Annotated in this window: 18 protein-coding genes and 2 pseudogenes; 10 read left to right on the forward strand and 10 right to left on the reverse strand. The window is 52.0% G+C overall.

Going from position 1 to position 14,976, the window contains the following annotated elements; translation table 11 throughout:
- Nucleotides 1-15 precede the first annotated feature (15 nt).
- The 7 genes and pseudogenes from tsaA (at nucleotide 16) to A3K92_RS04940 (ending at nucleotide 6,233) form a co-directional block, all read left to right on the forward strand.
- On the forward strand, nucleotides 16-672 hold the full coding sequence (gene tsaA / locus A3K92_RS04915) for a tRNA (N6-threonylcarbamoyladenosine(37)-N6)-methyltransferase TrmO (protein WP_088885198.1): 657 nt from the start codon (nucleotides 16-18) through the stop codon (nucleotides 670-672).
- Nucleotides 666-1,322, forward strand: a complete 657-nt coding sequence (locus tag A3K92_RS04920) for an HAD family hydrolase (protein WP_088885199.1) — start codon at nucleotides 666-668, stop codon at nucleotides 1,320-1,322. The genes tsaA and A3K92_RS04920 overlap by 7 nt, the downstream gene beginning before the upstream one ends.
- A gap of 136 nt (nucleotides 1,323-1,458) precedes the next feature.
- Nucleotides 1,459-1,926 (forward strand): annotated as a pseudogene (locus A3K92_RS09735) (BMP family lipoprotein); the annotation flags it as partial.
- A gap of 297 nt (nucleotides 1,927-2,223) precedes the next feature.
- Nucleotides 2,224-2,697, forward strand: a pseudogene (locus A3K92_RS09740) (BMP family lipoprotein); the annotation flags it as partial.
- A gap of 62 nt (nucleotides 2,698-2,759) precedes the next feature.
- Nucleotides 2,760-4,295 carry an ABC transporter ATP-binding protein gene (locus A3K92_RS04930; protein ID WP_088885201.1) on the forward strand — a complete coding sequence of 512 codons (1,536 nt, stop codon included), beginning with the start codon at nucleotides 2,760-2,762 and terminating at the stop codon, nucleotides 4,293-4,295.
- Nucleotides 4,279-5,325 carry an ABC transporter permease gene (locus A3K92_RS04935; protein WP_088885202.1) on the forward strand — a complete coding sequence of 349 codons (1,047 nt, stop codon included), beginning with the start codon at nucleotides 4,279-4,281 and terminating at the stop codon, nucleotides 5,323-5,325. The genes A3K92_RS04930 and A3K92_RS04935 overlap by 17 nt, the downstream gene beginning before the upstream one ends.
- Nucleotides 5,322-6,233 (forward strand): ABC transporter permease, encoded by a 912-nt coding sequence (locus A3K92_RS04940; RefSeq protein ID WP_088885203.1) that lies wholly within the window; start codon nucleotides 5,322-5,324, stop codon nucleotides 6,231-6,233. Before A3K92_RS04935 ends, A3K92_RS04940 begins: the two co-directional genes overlap by 4 nt.
- A gap of 12 nt (nucleotides 6,234-6,245) precedes the next feature.
- On the opposite strand, the gene A3K92_RS04945 is transcribed toward A3K92_RS04940, so the two are convergent.
- The 9 genes from A3K92_RS04945 to A3K92_RS04985 form a co-directional block, all read right to left on the reverse strand.
- Nucleotides 6,246-7,229, reverse strand: coding sequence for a metal ABC transporter solute-binding protein, Zn/Mn family (locus A3K92_RS04945; protein ID WP_088885204.1), 984 nt, complete (start codon nucleotides 7,227-7,229; stop codon nucleotides 6,246-6,248).
- 75 nt (nucleotides 7,230-7,304) lie between these two features.
- Nucleotides 7,305-7,610: a hypothetical protein gene (locus A3K92_RS04950; RefSeq protein WP_088885205.1), complete on the reverse strand. Its 306-nt coding sequence runs from the start codon at nucleotides 7,608-7,610 to the stop codon at nucleotides 7,305-7,307.
- A gap of 12 nt (nucleotides 7,611-7,622) precedes the next feature.
- Nucleotides 7,623-8,270, reverse strand: coding sequence for a phosphoribosyltransferase (locus tag A3K92_RS04955; RefSeq protein ID WP_088885206.1), 648 nt, complete (start codon nucleotides 8,268-8,270; stop codon nucleotides 7,623-7,625).
- Nucleotides 8,271-8,347: 77 nt separating this feature from the next.
- Entirely contained in the window at nucleotides 8,348-8,599 is a 252-nt protein-coding gene (locus A3K92_RS04960; RefSeq protein ID WP_088885207.1) for a PQ-loop domain-containing transporter, read from the reverse strand.
- A 108-nt stretch (nucleotides 8,600-8,707) separates the two neighbouring features.
- Nucleotides 8,708-9,436 carry a CRISPR-associated endoribonuclease Cas6 gene (gene cas6 / locus A3K92_RS04965; protein ID WP_088885208.1) on the reverse strand — a complete coding sequence of 243 codons (729 nt, stop codon included), beginning with the start codon at nucleotides 9,434-9,436 and terminating at the stop codon, nucleotides 8,708-8,710.
- Between the two features lie 115 nt (nucleotides 9,437-9,551).
- Nucleotides 9,552-10,223, reverse strand: a complete 672-nt coding sequence (upp, locus tag A3K92_RS04970) for a uracil phosphoribosyltransferase (RefSeq protein WP_088885209.1) — start codon at nucleotides 10,221-10,223, stop codon at nucleotides 9,552-9,554.
- Between the two features lie 2 nt (nucleotides 10,224-10,225).
- Nucleotides 10,226-10,846, reverse strand: coding sequence for a rhomboid family intramembrane serine protease (locus tag A3K92_RS04975; RefSeq protein WP_088885210.1), 621 nt, complete (start codon nucleotides 10,844-10,846; stop codon nucleotides 10,226-10,228).
- Nucleotides 10,846-11,610, reverse strand: a complete 765-nt coding sequence (locus tag A3K92_RS04980) for a bifunctional fructose-bisphosphatase/inositol-phosphate phosphatase (protein ID WP_088885211.1) — start codon at nucleotides 11,608-11,610, stop codon at nucleotides 10,846-10,848. The genes A3K92_RS04975 and A3K92_RS04980 overlap by 1 nt, the downstream gene beginning before the upstream one ends.
- A 3-nt stretch (nucleotides 11,611-11,613) precedes the next feature.
- On the reverse strand, nucleotides 11,614-12,426 hold the full coding sequence (locus tag A3K92_RS04985; RefSeq protein ID WP_088885212.1) for a DUF63 family protein: 813 nt from the start codon (nucleotides 12,424-12,426) through the stop codon (nucleotides 11,614-11,616).
- 96 nt (nucleotides 12,427-12,522) lie between these two features.
- On the opposite strand from A3K92_RS04985, the gene A3K92_RS04990 reads away from it, so the two are divergent.
- Complete coding sequence (locus tag A3K92_RS04990) at nucleotides 12,523-13,563, forward strand: NAD(P)-dependent glycerol-1-phosphate dehydrogenase (protein ID WP_088885213.1); 1,041 nt, start codon at nucleotides 12,523-12,525, stop codon at nucleotides 13,561-13,563.
- Nucleotides 13,564-13,590: 27 nt separating this feature from the next.
- Complete coding sequence (locus A3K92_RS04995; protein WP_088885214.1) at nucleotides 13,591-14,016, forward strand: UPF0179 family protein; 426 nt, start codon at nucleotides 13,591-13,593, stop codon at nucleotides 14,014-14,016.
- A 5-nt stretch (nucleotides 14,017-14,021) separates the two neighbouring features.
- Here the strand turns inward: A3K92_RS04995 and A3K92_RS05000 are convergent, their stop codons facing one another.
- Entirely contained in the window at nucleotides 14,022-14,585 is a 564-nt protein-coding gene (locus A3K92_RS05000) for an Era-like GTP-binding protein (protein WP_088885215.1), read from the reverse strand.
- 75 nt (nucleotides 14,586-14,660) lie between these two features.
- Here A3K92_RS05000 and A3K92_RS05005 point away from each other — a divergent pair, with 75 nt between their 5' ends.
- Nucleotides 14,661-14,975, forward strand: a complete 315-nt coding sequence (locus A3K92_RS05005; RefSeq protein ID WP_088885216.1) for a GTP-binding protein — start codon at nucleotides 14,661-14,663, stop codon at nucleotides 14,973-14,975.
- Nucleotide 14,976: the final 1 nt, after the last annotated feature.

Genomic DNA, 14,976 nt, shown 5'->3' on the forward strand with positions numbered 1-14,976 from the left:
CCCGGAGGGAACAATATGGAGTTCGAGCCCTTCAAAATCGTTCCAGTTGGCTACGTAAGAAAGGACGAGGAACTTCAGGAAACGTTTATCGAAATCCTTCCCGAGTTCATGAAAGCAATGGACGGCCTCCGCGAGGGCGACTGGGTAAAGCTGGTCCTCTGGTTCCACGGGAGCGATACGCCTGAGAGGAGAGGAATCCTCAAAGTCCACCCCTACGGCAACCCGGAGAACCCGCTGAAGGGAGTCTTCGCGACGCGCTCACCTTACAGGCCCAACCCGATAGCCCTCTACACAGTCAAAATCCACCGCATCGAAGGAAACCGTCTTCACATTGACTGGATAGACGCGATGGACGAAACGCCAGTGGTGGACATCAAGATATTCGTCGAGCGCTACGACTGTCCGAAGGACGTTCCGATCGAAGAGAGGGAACTCCACATCAGTGGAGGCCGTATGATAGGGGAAGTAAACGTTATCCCGAGGAAGAGCGAACACCTCGACGAGCTTGAGGAAGTTTCTCCAGAGGAGTACGACGCGGTCATCCTTGAGATAGGGCCGAAAACGACGACGCTGACTGCTAAGGAACTGAAAGAGCTTATAGAGACACTTGTCGGGATATACAGAAATCTGCCCGTGGAGATAAGGGATAAACTGGGTGAACTGGAATGCTGAAGGGGTTGATATTCGACGTTGACGAAACCCTGGTTTACTATGAAGGCTACGATCACCGGGAGTGGTTTGAGAATTGGGTCAAACCCGAGCTCGAAAAGAGGGGCATTAAACTGGACTACAGCCTGTACTCCAAAACCGCCAGGCTGGAACTTCCCAGGACGTACGTTAAAAAACTCGGCATAAATCCGGTTGAACTTTGGAGGATAATCGATGAGGTCAACTGGAAGTACAGAAAAAAGATGCTGGCGGAGGGAAAGATAAAGGTCTTTCCGGATGCTGATGCACTGGAAGAACTCAAGAACCTCGGGCTTAAGCTCGCCGCGGTAAGCAACGCCTCCCTTGAGAACGCACTGTTAGTTCTCCGGGCCTTTGACCTTGAAAGGTACTTTGACGCTGTCTTTGGTAAGGATTACGCCAACTTGGATGGCGTAAAGCCAAACCCGTACCTCATACACAAAGCCCTGAAAGCGCTGGAACTCCAGCCAAACGAAGTTTTAGTAGTTGGAGACAGCGAAAACGACATTCTGGCCGCCCATCGTGCCGGTGTTAAGGCCGTTAACGTCGTCAGGTTCGGAAGGGTTGAGGGAGCGGACTACTACGTGGATAGCCTGTGGGAGCTGCTCGAACTGATCAGGAATAATCCAGTTTAGTCAAAACATGACAGGGGATTTCGACCATTGATCGACCATAAATTTATATTTCCTGATCTAACACTTAAATGCCAATAACTTTCAAGAGGTGTTATCCGTGAAGAAAAACCTGTTTGCAATACTTTTAGTGGGCCTGATGGCCCTTAGTGTGGTAGCCAGCGGTTGCATCAGCGGAGGAAATTCCACAGAAACAAAGATAAACATCCTCTACACCTACACCGGCTCCTTCGGTGACCCGGCCAAGGGCAAGCAGGCCGCACAGGCCCAGCTCCAGCAGGGTGCGTGGGTTATCTACCAGGTCGCGGGTGGAACCGGTCTCGGTGTCTTTGAGGCAGTGGGAGACTACCTGAAGGCGAACAACAAGAAGATGGGCCCGCCGTTTGCAATAGGCGTTGATTCTGCCCAGGACTGGATTAAGCCCGGCGTTATAATCGCGAGTATGATGAAGCGCGTTGACGTCGGTGTTTACAACGCCGTCAAGCAGGCAGAAGAGAACCAGTTCAAGGGCGGTGTCGTTGAGCTCGGCCTCAAAGAGGGCGGCGTCAAGCTCTCAACGATTGATGACGTCAAGGACATGTTCGATTCCCTTCCGGCAGATGTCAGGGAGAAGAAGCTTCAGGAGCTTGGCTTCAAGAGCGAGGATGAATTCATCCAGTTCCTTGAGCAGACCAGGAAGCAGGTTCCCGACTGGATTTGGCAGGCGGTTGACGACCTCCAGAAGCAGATAGTCAGCGGTGAGATAATCGTTCCCAAGGCCACAGCGAAAGACCAGATTGAGCTCCTCAGGAAGGCCCAGAACTGGACAATCATGGAGCAGTACGCCAAGGATTGGGCCGCCAATGAGCCAAAGCCGGAAACGTACTTTGATGAGAAGCTCAACCAGAGGCAGAACACCAAGAAGATAGCCATCGTGTACGACGTCGGCGGTAGGGGCGACCTGAGCTTCAACGATATGGCTTACATGGGCGCCGCAAGGGCAGCAAAGGAGTTTGGCCTCCAGCTCGTCGAGCTCCAGAGCAACAGCGAGAACGACTACCTCCCGAACCTCAGGAGCCTTGCCAAGAGCGGAGAATACGACATAATAATAGCGGTCGGCTTTATGATGACCAACGCCGTTAAGCAGGTTGCCAGCGAGTACCCGAACCAGAGGTTCGTCATAATTGACGGTTACGACCCCGAGATGCCGCACAACGTCCAGATGGTCCTCTTCAAGGAGAACGAGGGTTCGGCACTTGCAGGAGCACTGGCTTCCCTTATAGCACTCAACAGCGGCAAGGACACGATTGGAATCGTCCTCGGTATGGAGATTCCGGTTCTCTACAAGTTTGAGGGTGGCTACCGCTTCGGCGCCTACTGGGCCCTCGACTACTACAAGAACCACAAGCAGTGATTTTTTCTTCTCTTTTGTTTTTCCGTTCGGCTTTGGGGGTGGGTAACATGGAAGAGAAAACTCCAGTACTTGAAATGAGAGACATTGTCAAGGTTTATCCCGACGGGACAAAGGCCCTTAAGGGCGTTACAATTAAGGTTTACGAGGGAGAAATCCTCGGACTTCTCGGCGAGAACGGTGCGGGAAAAACGACCCTCATGAAAATCCTTTTTGGTATGCTCAAGCCGACGAGGGGGAAAATTATCCTCCGCGGTAAGGAGGTTCGTTTCAAAAGCCCAGCCGATGCAATAGCGAATGGAATAGGGATGGTCCACCAGCACTTCACCCTTGTCGAGGTCTTCAACGCCCTTGAGAACATCATCCTTGGCATGGAAGGGCACGGCCTGCTGTCAAAAATTGACATGGAAAACGCCAGAAAGAAACTCCAGAAGTTAATGGACGAGCTGAACTTTCAGGTCCCGCTGGACGTTCCCGTTGAAAACCTTCCCGTTGGAGTCCAGCAGAGGATTGAGATTTTGAAGATGCTCTACCGTGACGTTGATATCCTCATCCTTGACGAGCCCACAGCTGTTCTCACGCCGATAGAGGTCAAGGAGCTTTTTGCCGTCCTGAGAAAACTCAAGGAACAGGGAAAGACGATCATTTTCATAAGCCACAAGCTCAACGAGGTCATGGGGATAACCGACAGGGTCACCGTCATAAGGAAAGGTGAAGTAGTGGGAACAGTCAAAACGAGCGAGGCGACTCCGCAGATTTTGGCCAGGATGATGGTTGGAAGGGACGTCGTTCTAAGGATTGAAAAGCCACCAAAAGAGCCCGGGGATGTTGTGTTCCGGGTCGAAGACCTATGGGTAAAGGGAGATAGAGGCGAGGAAGCCGTTAGGGGGCTCACGTTCGAGGTCCGCGCTGGAGAGATATTCGGCATAGCTGGAGTTGAAGGAAACGGTCAGAGCGAGCTAATAGAGGCCATAACCGGTCTGAGGAAGGTAGAAAGGGGCAGGGTCTACCTTAAGGGTGTTGACATCACGGGTAAAAAGCCAAGGGAGTTATACGACATGGGAATGGCCCACATCCCCGAGGACAGAACCCACATGGGGCTGATTCTGGAAATGAGCGTGATGGAGAACTCGATCCTTGGGATGCACTGGAGGAAGGAGTTCTCAAAGGGGTTCCTGCTGGACTGGGGCAAGGTTGAGGAACACGCAAAAAGGCTGATCGAGGAGTTTGAGGTGAGCGCACCCGGAACCAGGGCACCAGTTAAGAGCCTCAGCGGAGGAAACCAGCAGAAGCTCATAGTCGCCAGGGAGGTCAGCAAAAAACCCGAGTTTATAATAGCCGCACAGCCGACGCGCGGCGTTGACGTCGCCTCAACAGAGTACATCAGGAACTACCTCGTCAAGCTGAGAAACGAGGGCAAAGCCGTTCTGCTTGTCTCGGCCGACCTTGACGAGGTTCTCCAGCTCAGCGATAGGATGGCGATAATGTACGAGGGGCAGTTTATGGGTATCGTCAAACCCGAGGAAGTTACCGAGGAGCAGATTGGACTGATGATGGGAGGTGTTAGGGTTGAGCCTCAAAAGTGAGCTCAAAGGATACGTAAAGCCCGTGGCGGAGAGCGTCCTCGCGATACTCATTGGGGCCTTTGTGGGGGCCCTCGTCCTCTGGTTCAGTGGCTACAGTGCGGGTTCAGCTTATTACTGGCTCATTAAGGGCTCGCTGGGTTCGATAGACGGCATCGCTGAGACGCTGAGCAAATCAGCCCCGCTGATACTAACCGCGATAACCTTCGCTATAGGAGCTAGGACTGGACTCTTCAACATTGGCGCGGAGGGAACCGTTTACTTCGGCGCCATCTCGGCCATCATAGTTACTCAGCACCTCCAGAACCCGATAGCGGGACTTTTAGCCGGCATCTTCGTTGGAGCCCTGTGGGCCCTTCCGTCCGCCCTCCTGAAGGTATACCGAGGAGTTCACGAAGTCATCTCGACGATAATGTTCAACTGGATTGCCTTCTTCCTGGTCAGCTGGTTGGCCGTCAGCGTTTACTACAACCCCAAGGACCCCAACAGCACGCTTCCCGTTCCGCCGTCAGCCAGGTTGCCCCTCCTTATGAAGAACACAAGCCTTTCGTGGGCGTTTATAGTCGCCATCGCAACAGCGGTGATTGTTTTCATAGTAATGTGGCATACCAAGCTCGGCTATGAGCTCAGAACCAGCGGTCAGAACCCCAGGGCGGCCGAATACGGTGGAATAAACCCCAAGAGCTCGATGATATGGTCCTTCCTCATAGGCGGAATGACGGCCGGGCTGGCTGGTGCCGGAATAGTCATGGGGACCCCGCCGAGCTATGCAATAACCCAGGGCTTGGCCAACGTTTACGGCTACGGTTTCGATGGAATAGGCGTTTCCCTCGTCGGGAGAAACCACCCGCTCGGCATAATCTTCTCGGGAATCCTCTTTGGGGCACTCAGTGCAGGTGCAACGGCAATGCAGCAACACGCCCAAGTACCGCTGGAGATGGTCAAGGTCATTGAGGGTATCATAATCATAGCCGTTGCAGTTCCCGGCTTGCTTGACCTCTTTGCAAAGCTCTTCAGGAGGGAGGGGGCATGAACGAGGCCATGGCAATCAGCCTTCTCCTCGGTTCGCTCGCGGCAATGGTACCAATAGCCCTCACGAGCATAGGTGCGGTGATCAGCGAGAGGGCCGGTGTGGTCAACATCGGCTACGAGGGAATCCTCATGTTCTCAGCCTTCTTCGGGGCAATCTTCGCCGAGTTGGCAGGCAACGGCTGGGTTGGTCTACTAGGAGGGGCGTTAGTTGGACTTCTCCTCGGTGCACTCCACGGCGTTTTGACAGTTTACCTGAAGGGCGACCACGTGATTCCGGGCATAGGCCTTAACCTCCTCGGCGCCGGTGCCGTCGCCTTCGGAATAAGGGCCTACTGGGGAACGGCAGGTCAGCACCAGGTTCCCAGCAACGCCCAGATTAACCCCCTCTGGATGGACGCCTTCGGAAACTCCCTCAGTCCCCTCGTGCCAATAACAATCGCGGTGGCGATAATTGCCTGGTGGGTGCTGTTCAAGACGCCCTTTGGACTGAGAATCCGCGCCGTCGGTGAAAACCCAGAGGCAGCCGATGCCCTGGGAATAAACGTTGAGCTCTACCGTTTCACGGCAGTTTTAATAGCGAGCGCTCTGGCCGGCATTGCAGGTGCATACCTAAGCGTTGACTGGCTGGGAACGGTGACAAAAACAATATCCGCAGGAAGGGGCTTCATAGCACTGGCCAACATGGTGTTCAGCGGCTGGAACCCCTTGATAGCCCTTGGTGGTGCGTTCCTCTTCGGGTTCTTCGATAACCTCGCCATCTACATACAGAACAATCCATGGCTGGCCGGAACGATACCGTGGCAGTTCATAGCGACCCTGCCGTACGTGGTGACCCTAATAGTGGTTGCCGGAATAATAGGAAGGGCGAGGCCGCCAAAGTGGGACGGGAAACCGTACAGGAGGGAGTGAATCCCTCCCCTTTCAGCTTTTTAAGATGTAACCCAACGCAGTTCCAAGGGAAAGCCCTGCTAACAGGGCAGAAATCAAATACGCCAGGTCAAAGCCCCCAGAGCTCCTGTTTATGCTGACGATCTCTTTTTCACTGACCCTCAGCACGCTAACCGTGTTCTCCCTCAGGACTTCCGTGTAAGGCTTCCCCTCCCAGAAAACCGTTACCCCGGCAGCGGGCTTTCTGCTCTTCTCCGAGAGCTCAAGAGCAGCCTTTTTCAGCTGATCCGGGCTCTGAAGGGAGTAGACTATAATATCGAACTCATTGGCCTTGGAAAGAACCTCATCAATGCCGAGGGCGGGAACCTCCTCCTCGGGCTTTATCGAGGCAACTGCCTTTATCCCAAGCCACTCTATGGCGTACTGGACGGGGGGCATGTTTATCACCGCACTCCTGTTTTCCTCAACAAAGCCCGAATAAGCGTATTTTATCGCCTCAACCTTCTCCCTGAATTTCTCGAACCTTGGGCTGTATTCCTGGGCGTTGGCTGGGTCGGCCTTCTCCAAAGCTTTCTCGGTTGCCGCGGCAATCGCTACTGCATTATCGGGATCTAGCCAGGTGCCGTGGGGGTTGTCCTTGCCGCTGTACCACCGCTCGGGAAGATAGTGGAAGCCCTCCCGCTTGTAATCGTCTATAAGGAGCAGTTCACCCGTGATCACGCCTTCCTTCTTCAGATCTGCCATCTTACCCTCGACAGGGAGGTGGCCGCCGGTTGTCACTATGACGTCTGCCTTTTTAAGGAGCTCGACCTGTTCAGCGGTTAGCTGGTATTCGTGGGGGTCGGCCCCGAGAGGAATCAACGTAACGACCTCAACTGAGTCCCCGAAGGCCTCGCCCACTATCGACGCTATCGGCCCTATGCTTGCCACCACGAGGGGTTTCTCTTCTGAGGCCCCTGAAAATGGCAGGATCATGCCAGTGAGCAGGAGTATGAGCAGTAATACCCTCGCCTTCATTTCGGTCACCCTAAAAATTTATGGGAAATGGCTTTTAAGAGTATTCATTGAAGAAAAGGCAAGAGCAACAGCCGTTTAATCAGATGTCTCCTTCCTGTTTTCTCCGTTACCGTTGCTCTTTATATGCGGCTTGCCGATGGCTATGGTGAAGCCCTTGAAGCTGTCGTCCTTCCTGTTGAACTCTATCGCGAGTGGAAGGCCGTTGTCCTCATTGAAGACGATCCTGACGATTCTTGCACGGGAATGGCTGTTGAGGTAGTTCTCCTTCAGGTTTTCGTAGTTGTCTATCACATCATCTATGCTTTCACTGTGCATGTCATAGATTTCGCGGGAGTAAACGCTGTGGTTCCGTATCTCCTCAACCTTCTTTTCCTTATTCAAGCTACCACTCCCTCAGGCTTTGAGCCACTTCCCTTCCCTGAACTTAAAAATCTTCCTCCTTTCCGCCATCCTCAGGGCTTCTTCCAGTTTGCCCTTGGAAACATCCAGGCCGTGGAGTTCCTTAAAGAGCTCGACGATCTCGTCGGTGCTCACGGCTTCCCTTTCCTCAAGGATGTTTCCGACGAGGTTTATCATGTCCTCGACGAAATTCCAGGGAAAGACTATCCACGCCCACTCAATCTCCTCGGCGTAGTAGTCCGGCTTAAAGCGCGAACCCTTGATTGTCAGAAGGGTCGCAGTTCTAACTTCGGCAGGGTTCCGGCTTTCCACGTACTTCTTCGCCAGGGTTAGGCTTTCTCCAGTATCGCTGATATCGTCAACAATGAGAACTCTCTTGCCACCCAGGTCGTAGCTGCTGCCGTATTTGAGCTTTGCCTTTCCATCTGGAGTTGCAGTTACACCCCAGTGCTCGACCTTGAGGCTGACTAAGTCCTTAACGCCCAAGTAGTCACAGTAGAGCCTAGCAGCGACCCAGCCACCCCTTGCGAGGCCGACTACGACGTCAGGTCTCCAGTTTTCCTCCAAAACCTTCCAGGCACCTTCCTTGGCCCACCTTTCGATATCTTCCCAAGAAGCGAGTCTTGCAGGAAACTTCTTCATTGGATTTCCCTTAACTGAGCGGAGGCAAAGTGATATTTAAACGTTTTGGATAGCTTTTACAGAAAAATGTAAATTGGCTAGGAGTATCTGAGCTTAACGTAGAGGTTTATCCCGCTCTGAAGGGCCGCCAGACCGTTGAGAGCGGTGAATATCCAGTCCCTCCTGGCGTAGGCGTAGATCGTAAGGAGCGTTGATGCAGTGAAGTAAACCAGAATGAACTTAAGGTTCAGCGGACAGTTCTTGGTCTTTATTGTCTCCCAGGTCTGGGGTATCCACGAACCAACCAGGAGCAGCATCCCTATGAGTCCAAGAAGTTCCACGCCCGACATTTTACCACCCTGTCCTGGCAAGGGACTGAGCAAAAAAAACGTTTTGAACTGAAAGGACTCAAAAATCAAGAAAAACCATCAGTATCTGCTCAGAAAAGTGAAAAACGCTCACTTCTCATCGATTACTTTGACCATTCCGAAGCCGTACTTTGTTTTCTCCCCAAAGCCAAGGTCATAGGCGAACTTTGCTATCTCCTTTGACCCGGTGTACCTGAACACCATGAGTGATCCACGGTAGTAAGTATCGGCAACGAGTATTCTAACCGGCTTAAACTTTATGACCTCAACCGAGAAGGAGCTGTCTTCCGGAGTGGTGCCATAGAGCTCAGTATACCTGAGAAGGACTATCTTCCTGAATTTGTCAAAGAAAGTGGGTTCGTTGGGGTAGAGGTCCCATATCTTCATTTTTCCGTCGGAAAATTTAACCGTCCTCACAACTATTGGGCTAAGAGTCGAGAACATGACAGTGTCCTTTATCTCCGGCTCCCGCAGGGGCTTAACGTCCTCAGCGACAAAATCCGTTTCTCCAATCCTCATCGCGGGGTTTATTATGAAGCCCTCAACCATCGCAGTTATTATATTGGGTGAGTGTGATGATACGTAGAGAGAAACGGTATCGCTTAGAATTCTTATGCCCACTTCCGGAAGGAGCTCTCTCCTCCTGACCAGTATTCTCGAAAACGTTAGCAGGTCAACGTTACTTGCCTCTATTTTTCTGGCAAGCTCTGGATCTACAAGCGATACCTTATCCACTATATGACGGTACACTTCGTAGTTGTAATTGAAGGGCAATATTGGATTATCCCCCACAGGGCGCAGCTTTATTTCAATTCTCATTATAGCCCCTCCGAAGTTATTATTCAAAACCAGATTATACTCATCAAACTTCTTAATAAGAGTTTCGACAATTGTTATTCAATTGAGAAATGAAAAACAAAAAATTACATCCGCATCAGGAGACCTTCAGAGGCGCGCCAAAGGCCCTGTCTCCCGCATCACCAAGGCCCGGAAGGATGTAACCCTTCTCGTTGAGCTCCCTGTCCACCTTGGCAACGAAGATCTCAACTTCAGGAAACTGCTCCTTGATCCTGGAGATGCCTTCCGGGGCAGCCAGAACACCAAGAACTATCTTTCTCTTTGGCTTTCCGTACTTTTCAATCTCTCCAAGAACTTTAATGAGGGTTGAACCCGTCGCTATCATGGGGTCAGCAACGATCACTGTGTCCTCCGGCCTAAGGTCGGGTATCTTGATGTAGTTCATCTCTATCTCGAACTTCGGGGCTTTTCCTCTGGAGGCCGAGACTATACCAACCCTAGCATGCTCAAAGACCTTTATCAACCCTTCCATCAGCGGTATCGCCGCCCTGAGGACTGTTATAATGACGACGTTCCTTCTGTCCCTAACGATCACGCCCTTCGTCTTCTCCAGCGGAGTTTTGACATCAACCTCCTCAATGTCCATGGTTTTCGTAAGCTCGTACCCCATGTACCTCCCGAGCTTGACCAGACCCTTCCTGAAGGCAATGCTGTCGGTGTTCTTGTCCCTGAGCTCGGTAAGAACCTCCATTATAAAGGGGGAGTCCTCAAAGGAGTAAACCCCGCTCCACCTTTCATCAGCCTTCATCTTCACCACCTCAGATCCCAGTACTCCATCCGGGCCATCTTCCTCCTGACGTAAATTCCATAGTTATAACCAAAAGCCAGGCCAACGATGAGGCCGCCCAAATGAGCCACCCAGTTAACCCCCGGGAGCCAGCTGTTTATAAGGAATAGGAAGAAAGCGTTGCCAAGGGCCATCTGGATGTTCCTTTTCAACATGCCCTCCATCATTATCAGGGCCCCAGCAACTCCAAACAGTGCCCCGCTGGCACCGCCGCTCACTGTCCACGGATCCATCAGAGCAACTGTGAGCACATTGCCCAATATACCCGCGGTGAGGTAGAGCACGAGGTACCTCATCTTTCCCACGAAGAGCTCCAGTTGGCTGCCGAGGTAGATTAGAAAGAACATGTTCATCGCCAAGTGAATCCAGTCGAGGTGAACGAACATGGCACTTACCAGTCTCCAGTATTCATGGCACTCGGTGACGCAGAAGTTTACCAGCGCAACCTTGAGAAGGGCTTCTGTTTTGACAGTCAGAGCACCGCTCAGATAGAGCTCATAGGCAAAGACTGCTATGTTTATGAGGAGTAAAGTGTAAGTTAGCCATGCGTATTTGGCGGCCTTTAGTAAGTCCTCCACACCCATTAGCGCTTCACCTCTTCGAGTATTAGCTCCAAAAGCCTCTCATCGCTTGATGCTATGATGTTCATTTTGTCCTCAGCGCTGAGAGCTGGGTCGAACTCTTTGCCGTTCTCGTCCACAACAATTCCCCCTGCCTCCCTGACAAGCAAAGCTCCGGCAAGGACATCGGTTGGCCGGACATAGTTCCTTACGTCCACCGCCGCCTGGAGGGAGCCCCTGGCAAGGTAGGCCAGCTCGACGGCTATGGCACCGAGAACCCTTATGCGCTTTACCCTCTCGATAATACTCACTCCCACACCCCTGGTGTAAAAGCTTATAGCGGCTTTTTCTGGCTCTCTCGGAACCACATGAATCCTCCTGCCGTTGAGGTAGGCACCATTGCCAGGTATGGCCTCATAGTAGTTCCCGAGGAGGAACTCGTAGATTGCTGAATAGACGGGTTTTTTACCCTTGAAGAGGGCAAAGCTAAAGGCAAAGATCGGTATTCCTGAAGAAAAATTATACGAGCCGTCTATAGGGTCAACTACAGCGGTAAGGTCGCTTCCCTGATCAACCAGACCTATCTCTTCGCTGACGATGTTTATACCAAGCGGCTCAAGCCTCTTCACCACAATGTCCTCGGCAACCTTGTCAACGTACTTCGTAACGTCACCGCTGACGTTCTTACCGACTTCTCTACCGCCTTCGGGCTTTCCGAAGAGGGGCATCACGGCCCTTTCAACGTCCTTGGCAAGGGAGAAAACAACTTCGTTCCAGCTTATCTCCATACATCACGCCCCCATCAGAGCTATAAGCAGGTTTCTGGTTCCAGGCCCAAAGCCGAGAATGAACATGGCCAGCTTCACGAAGTTTATCAAATCGGGGTCTTCGTCCTCCATGTATCTGTCCAGTATCAAGACTATGGGAACCAGTATCACGAGTTTTTCCAGATAAATCACTGCGGGAGTACCAGTCAAATCTATCAAGGTTCTCGCAAGTACGTGCTGTTCCCAGTAACCGAAAAACTGTATCCCGACGAAAGTCGTGGTTGCGTCGTAGAAGTGGGTGTAGAACAGCAAACCGTTGTTCTTTATCAGGTCGAACTTTCTTGAGAGTATCCATATAACCCCTTCGGCCGCCAGAAAAGAAGGTATAAAATAGACGAAGTATTTCCATCTGAAATCTGTCTTGTCCAGGTTTATCAGTAGCAGAAAGAGCAGACCCCCAAGGAGAAGAAGTCCAACGTCCCGGTAGAGTGGATAGAGCTTCTCCCCCGGCCCAACGTGTCTCCAGACTATGAAAAGGGCAGCTATGGCAAAACCCGCTATTACAAAGTATCCCCCGGGGCTCACCGTTAGATACGTCCTTGGCAGCATTCCAACATCAGTCATAGCCCTCATGAGCGGACCCAGGAAGATGTAGGGTATAAGGGCAACAAAAAACCTCTCATCCACCCTGATCTTCATCCTCTTCAGCATCCGGTGGAGGAGAAGAACCGCTATCCCGAGGATTATCGCGTAGACCGTCGTGTTCACGGGATTGTACCCCTGGTTGTACTTTATCGGGTCCACAAAGTACCGCTGAAAGAACTCCTGGAAACCCATTGAACCACCGGTTGAGGTTGGGGTTAACTGTTAAAGCTTTTCCGCTCCAATCACTTTTTAAGGTATCCCACCCTAAGTTGAGGAGGTGAGAGAAAAGTGCACCTAATGGAGCTCCCCCGCGAAGTGCTTCTCGGGGAAAACCTTACAGGGGAGGTTCTCAACGTTGCCAGAAGGCTCAGGCTTGGCAGGAGAGCTCTTGTCCTCTACGGCCCAAAGACCATGAAAATAGCAGGAAAAGACGTTGAGGAGAGCCTTTCCGAGGAGTTTGATGTCAAAGGAGTGACAATAAAAGGCGCCTCCATGGAGGAAGTCGAGAAGACAATGAAGCTGGCCTCCGACTTTAATGCAGACTGGATGGTGGCCGTGGGAGGGGGGAGCATAATAGACGTTGCCAAGCTGTCCGCATACAGATTGGGGATTCCGTTCATCAGCTTTCCGACAACCGCTTCGCACGACGGGATAGCGAGCGCCAACGCCTCAATAAAGGATCTGGGAGCAAAAACCTCGGTGAAAGCCAGGCCGCCAATAGCCGTTATAGCCGATGTGGAGATAATTAAAACTGCCCCCTACCGCTACCTGGCGGCGGGAGTGGGGGACATAATAAGCAACCTGACTGCGGTTAAAGACTGGCAGCTGGCCCACAGAATAAAGGGCGAGTACTACAGCGAGTACGCGGCATCGCTCAGCCTGATGAGTGCAAAGATGGTGATCAAGAACGCGGACATAATACGGCTCGGCAACGAGGAAAGCGTAAGAAAAGTTGTGAAAGGCCTCATATCCAGCGGTGTTGCCATGAGCATAGCGGGCTCTTCAAGGCCAGCGAGCGGTGCGGAACATCTCTTCAGTCACGCCCTTGACATGCTCCTGGAGAAACCCGCCCTCCACGGCGAGCAGGTCGGAGTCGGAACCATAATAATGGCCTATCTCCATGGGTTAAAGTGGGAAAGGGTTAAGGAAACCTTAAAGAAGGTAGGTGCACCAACTAACGCGTACGGATTGGGGATCGAACCAGAGGTAGTGATAAAAGCCCTCACCATTGCCCACACCATAAGGCCCGAGAGGTACACCATCCTCGGAAGGGACGGCCTGACCTGGGAGGCGGCGGAGAAGGCCGCTAAAATCACTGGGGTTATCTGACTATCATCGCTCACGGAGGTGTTGAGAATGGTTATCACGCTGGTCGGAGAAAAACTGGCAAAACCCGGGCTTGAGTTTATCTACTATGGCCCCGCTGAACCCTGTAAGAGCTGCAGGCTGGCAAGGGTCTGTGTTGGGAACCTTGAACCGGGGAGAAGATACAAGATAGTCAGGGTCAGGAACATAGAACACTCATGCCCCCTACACGAGGGAAAAGTCAGGGTAGTGGAAGTGGTTGAACCTCCCATTGAAATCCTGATGGATCCCCGGAGTGCTATATTAGGGTCTAAAGTTACTCTAAAGTTCGTGGATTGCAGTGATCCGGAGAAAGAGAGCCTAGCAAGACCGGAGGGACTATTCGAAGGAGATCAGGTCAAGATAGAGGAGATAGTGGGCGAAGTGGAGTGCGACGGGAAGAAGTTCAAGCTGGTCCGCGTCGTCAGGGGGCAGTGAGTCTCTCACTTTTCCGCGTACTGAGCGTAGTAGGCTATCGCCTTCAGAAGGTCGTTGAAGCCCTCGTAGGTAACTAGGGACAGGGGAATCGCGTCCTGTTCAAGACGCTTTTTGATTGCTTTTCTTATTTCCTCCACCTTCTCCCTGGGGACGAGGTCGATCTTGTTTACCACCACTATTATGGGCTTGTCGTACCTGAACTTCAGCAGGTGGTGGAGCTTCTCCATGCCCCTGTGAAGGCCAACGGTTGCATCGACCATGTGAATAACTACGTCCGCCGAGATTATCTCGTTTAAAATCTCCCTGAACTTCTCCTCGCTGAGAACTTTACCCCTGAGTTCCTTCTCCGGATCGAAGAGGCCGGCAGTATCGATGAGAACGAACTCGTCCGCCCCACCCAGGGGGTTTTTCATGCTCTTCGGTATTTTGAGCTTTCCAAAGCGCTTCTTTATCACCCCCTTCGTTGTTCCGGGGAGATTTTCTACTTCGCTTACCTTCCCTCCGATTAGGGCGTTCATGAGCGTTGATTTTCCCACATTCTCAGCACCTATTATGGCAACCTTTATCATCCGGCCACCTCCGTAAGGTTTATCTCCACAACAGATAACATCCCCGATGATATAAAAGTGGTGGAAGGTGGAAGCATGTCAAAGAGAGTGAAGCTTGGCCACCATTTCTATCACGTTGTGACACTGGAAGACCTTAAATCGGGTAAAATGAGGGGTAAGAACGTCGTCTTCGAAGGAATCATCCAGGACAAACCCGTCGTTGAGTTCCTCCCCATGGAGCTCCCAAGTTACAGGACAACCTTTTCGGTTGATGGAATCAGGGTGGAGTTCTCGGGAAGTCCGTGCATAAAGAGGGGTGACAGAGTCAAGGTCTACGGCAGATTTCTGGCGGGCGATCTGATAGCTACAGCCATCGAGACTGACGGAGCCATCTACATGGCGGAGGAGTGAG

Origin of the sequence: Thermococcus gorgonarius, assembly GCF_002214385.1 — an archaeon.
GTDB lineage: Archaea > Methanobacteriota_B > Thermococci > Thermococcales > Thermococcaceae > Thermococcus > Thermococcus gorgonarius.

What these genes read in the sequence shown, in the direction of transcription:
- A3K92_RS04955 (WP_088885206.1), bottom strand. Translation starts at nt 8,270, where the DNA reads ATGAAGAAGTTTCCTGCAAGACTCGCTTCTTGGGAAGATATCGAAAGG.
- A3K92_RS04995 (WP_088885214.1), top strand. Translation starts at nt 13,591, where the DNA reads ATGGTTATCACGCTGGTCGGAGAAAAACTGGCAAAACCCGGGCTTGAG.
- A3K92_RS05000 (WP_088885215.1), bottom strand. Translation starts at nt 14,585, where the DNA reads ATGATAAAGGTTGCCATAATAGGTGCTGAGAATGTGGGAAAATCAACG.
- upp (WP_088885209.1), bottom strand. Translation starts at nt 10,223, where the DNA reads ATGAAGGCTGATGAAAGGTGGAGCGGGGTTTACTCCTTTGAGGACTCC.
- cas6 (WP_088885208.1), bottom strand. Translation starts at nt 9,436, where the DNA reads ATGAGAATTGAAATAAAGCTGCGCCCTGTGGGGGATAATCCAATATTG.
- A3K92_RS04920 (WP_088885199.1), top strand. Translation starts at nt 666, where the DNA reads ATGCTGAAGGGGTTGATATTCGACGTTGACGAAACCCTGGTTTACTAT.
- A3K92_RS04985 (WP_088885212.1), bottom strand. Translation starts at nt 12,426, where the DNA reads ATGGGTTTCCAGGAGTTCTTTCAGCGGTACTTTGTGGACCCGATAAAG.
- A3K92_RS04975 (WP_088885210.1), bottom strand. Translation starts at nt 10,846, where the DNA reads ATGGGTGTGGAGGACTTACTAAAGGCCGCCAAATACGCATGGCTAACT.
- A3K92_RS04940 (WP_088885203.1), top strand. Translation starts at nt 5,322, where the DNA reads ATGAACGAGGCCATGGCAATCAGCCTTCTCCTCGGTTCGCTCGCGGCA.
- A3K92_RS05005 (WP_088885216.1), top strand. Translation starts at nt 14,661, where the DNA reads ATGTCAAAGAGAGTGAAGCTTGGCCACCATTTCTATCACGTTGTGACA.
- A3K92_RS04945 (WP_088885204.1), bottom strand. Translation starts at nt 7,229, where the DNA reads ATGAAGGCGAGGGTATTACTGCTCATACTCCTGCTCACTGGCATGATC.
- A3K92_RS04960 (WP_088885207.1), bottom strand. Translation starts at nt 8,599, where the DNA reads ATGTCGGGCGTGGAACTTCTTGGACTCATAGGGATGCTGCTCCTGGTT.
- tsaA (WP_088885198.1), top strand. Translation starts at nt 16, where the DNA reads ATGGAGTTCGAGCCCTTCAAAATCGTTCCAGTTGGCTACGTAAGAAAG.
- A3K92_RS04980 (WP_088885211.1), bottom strand. Translation starts at nt 11,610, where the DNA reads ATGGAGATAAGCTGGAACGAAGTTGTTTTCTCCCTTGCCAAGGACGTT.
- A3K92_RS04930 (WP_088885201.1), top strand. Translation starts at nt 2,760, where the DNA reads ATGGAAGAGAAAACTCCAGTACTTGAAATGAGAGACATTGTCAAGGTT.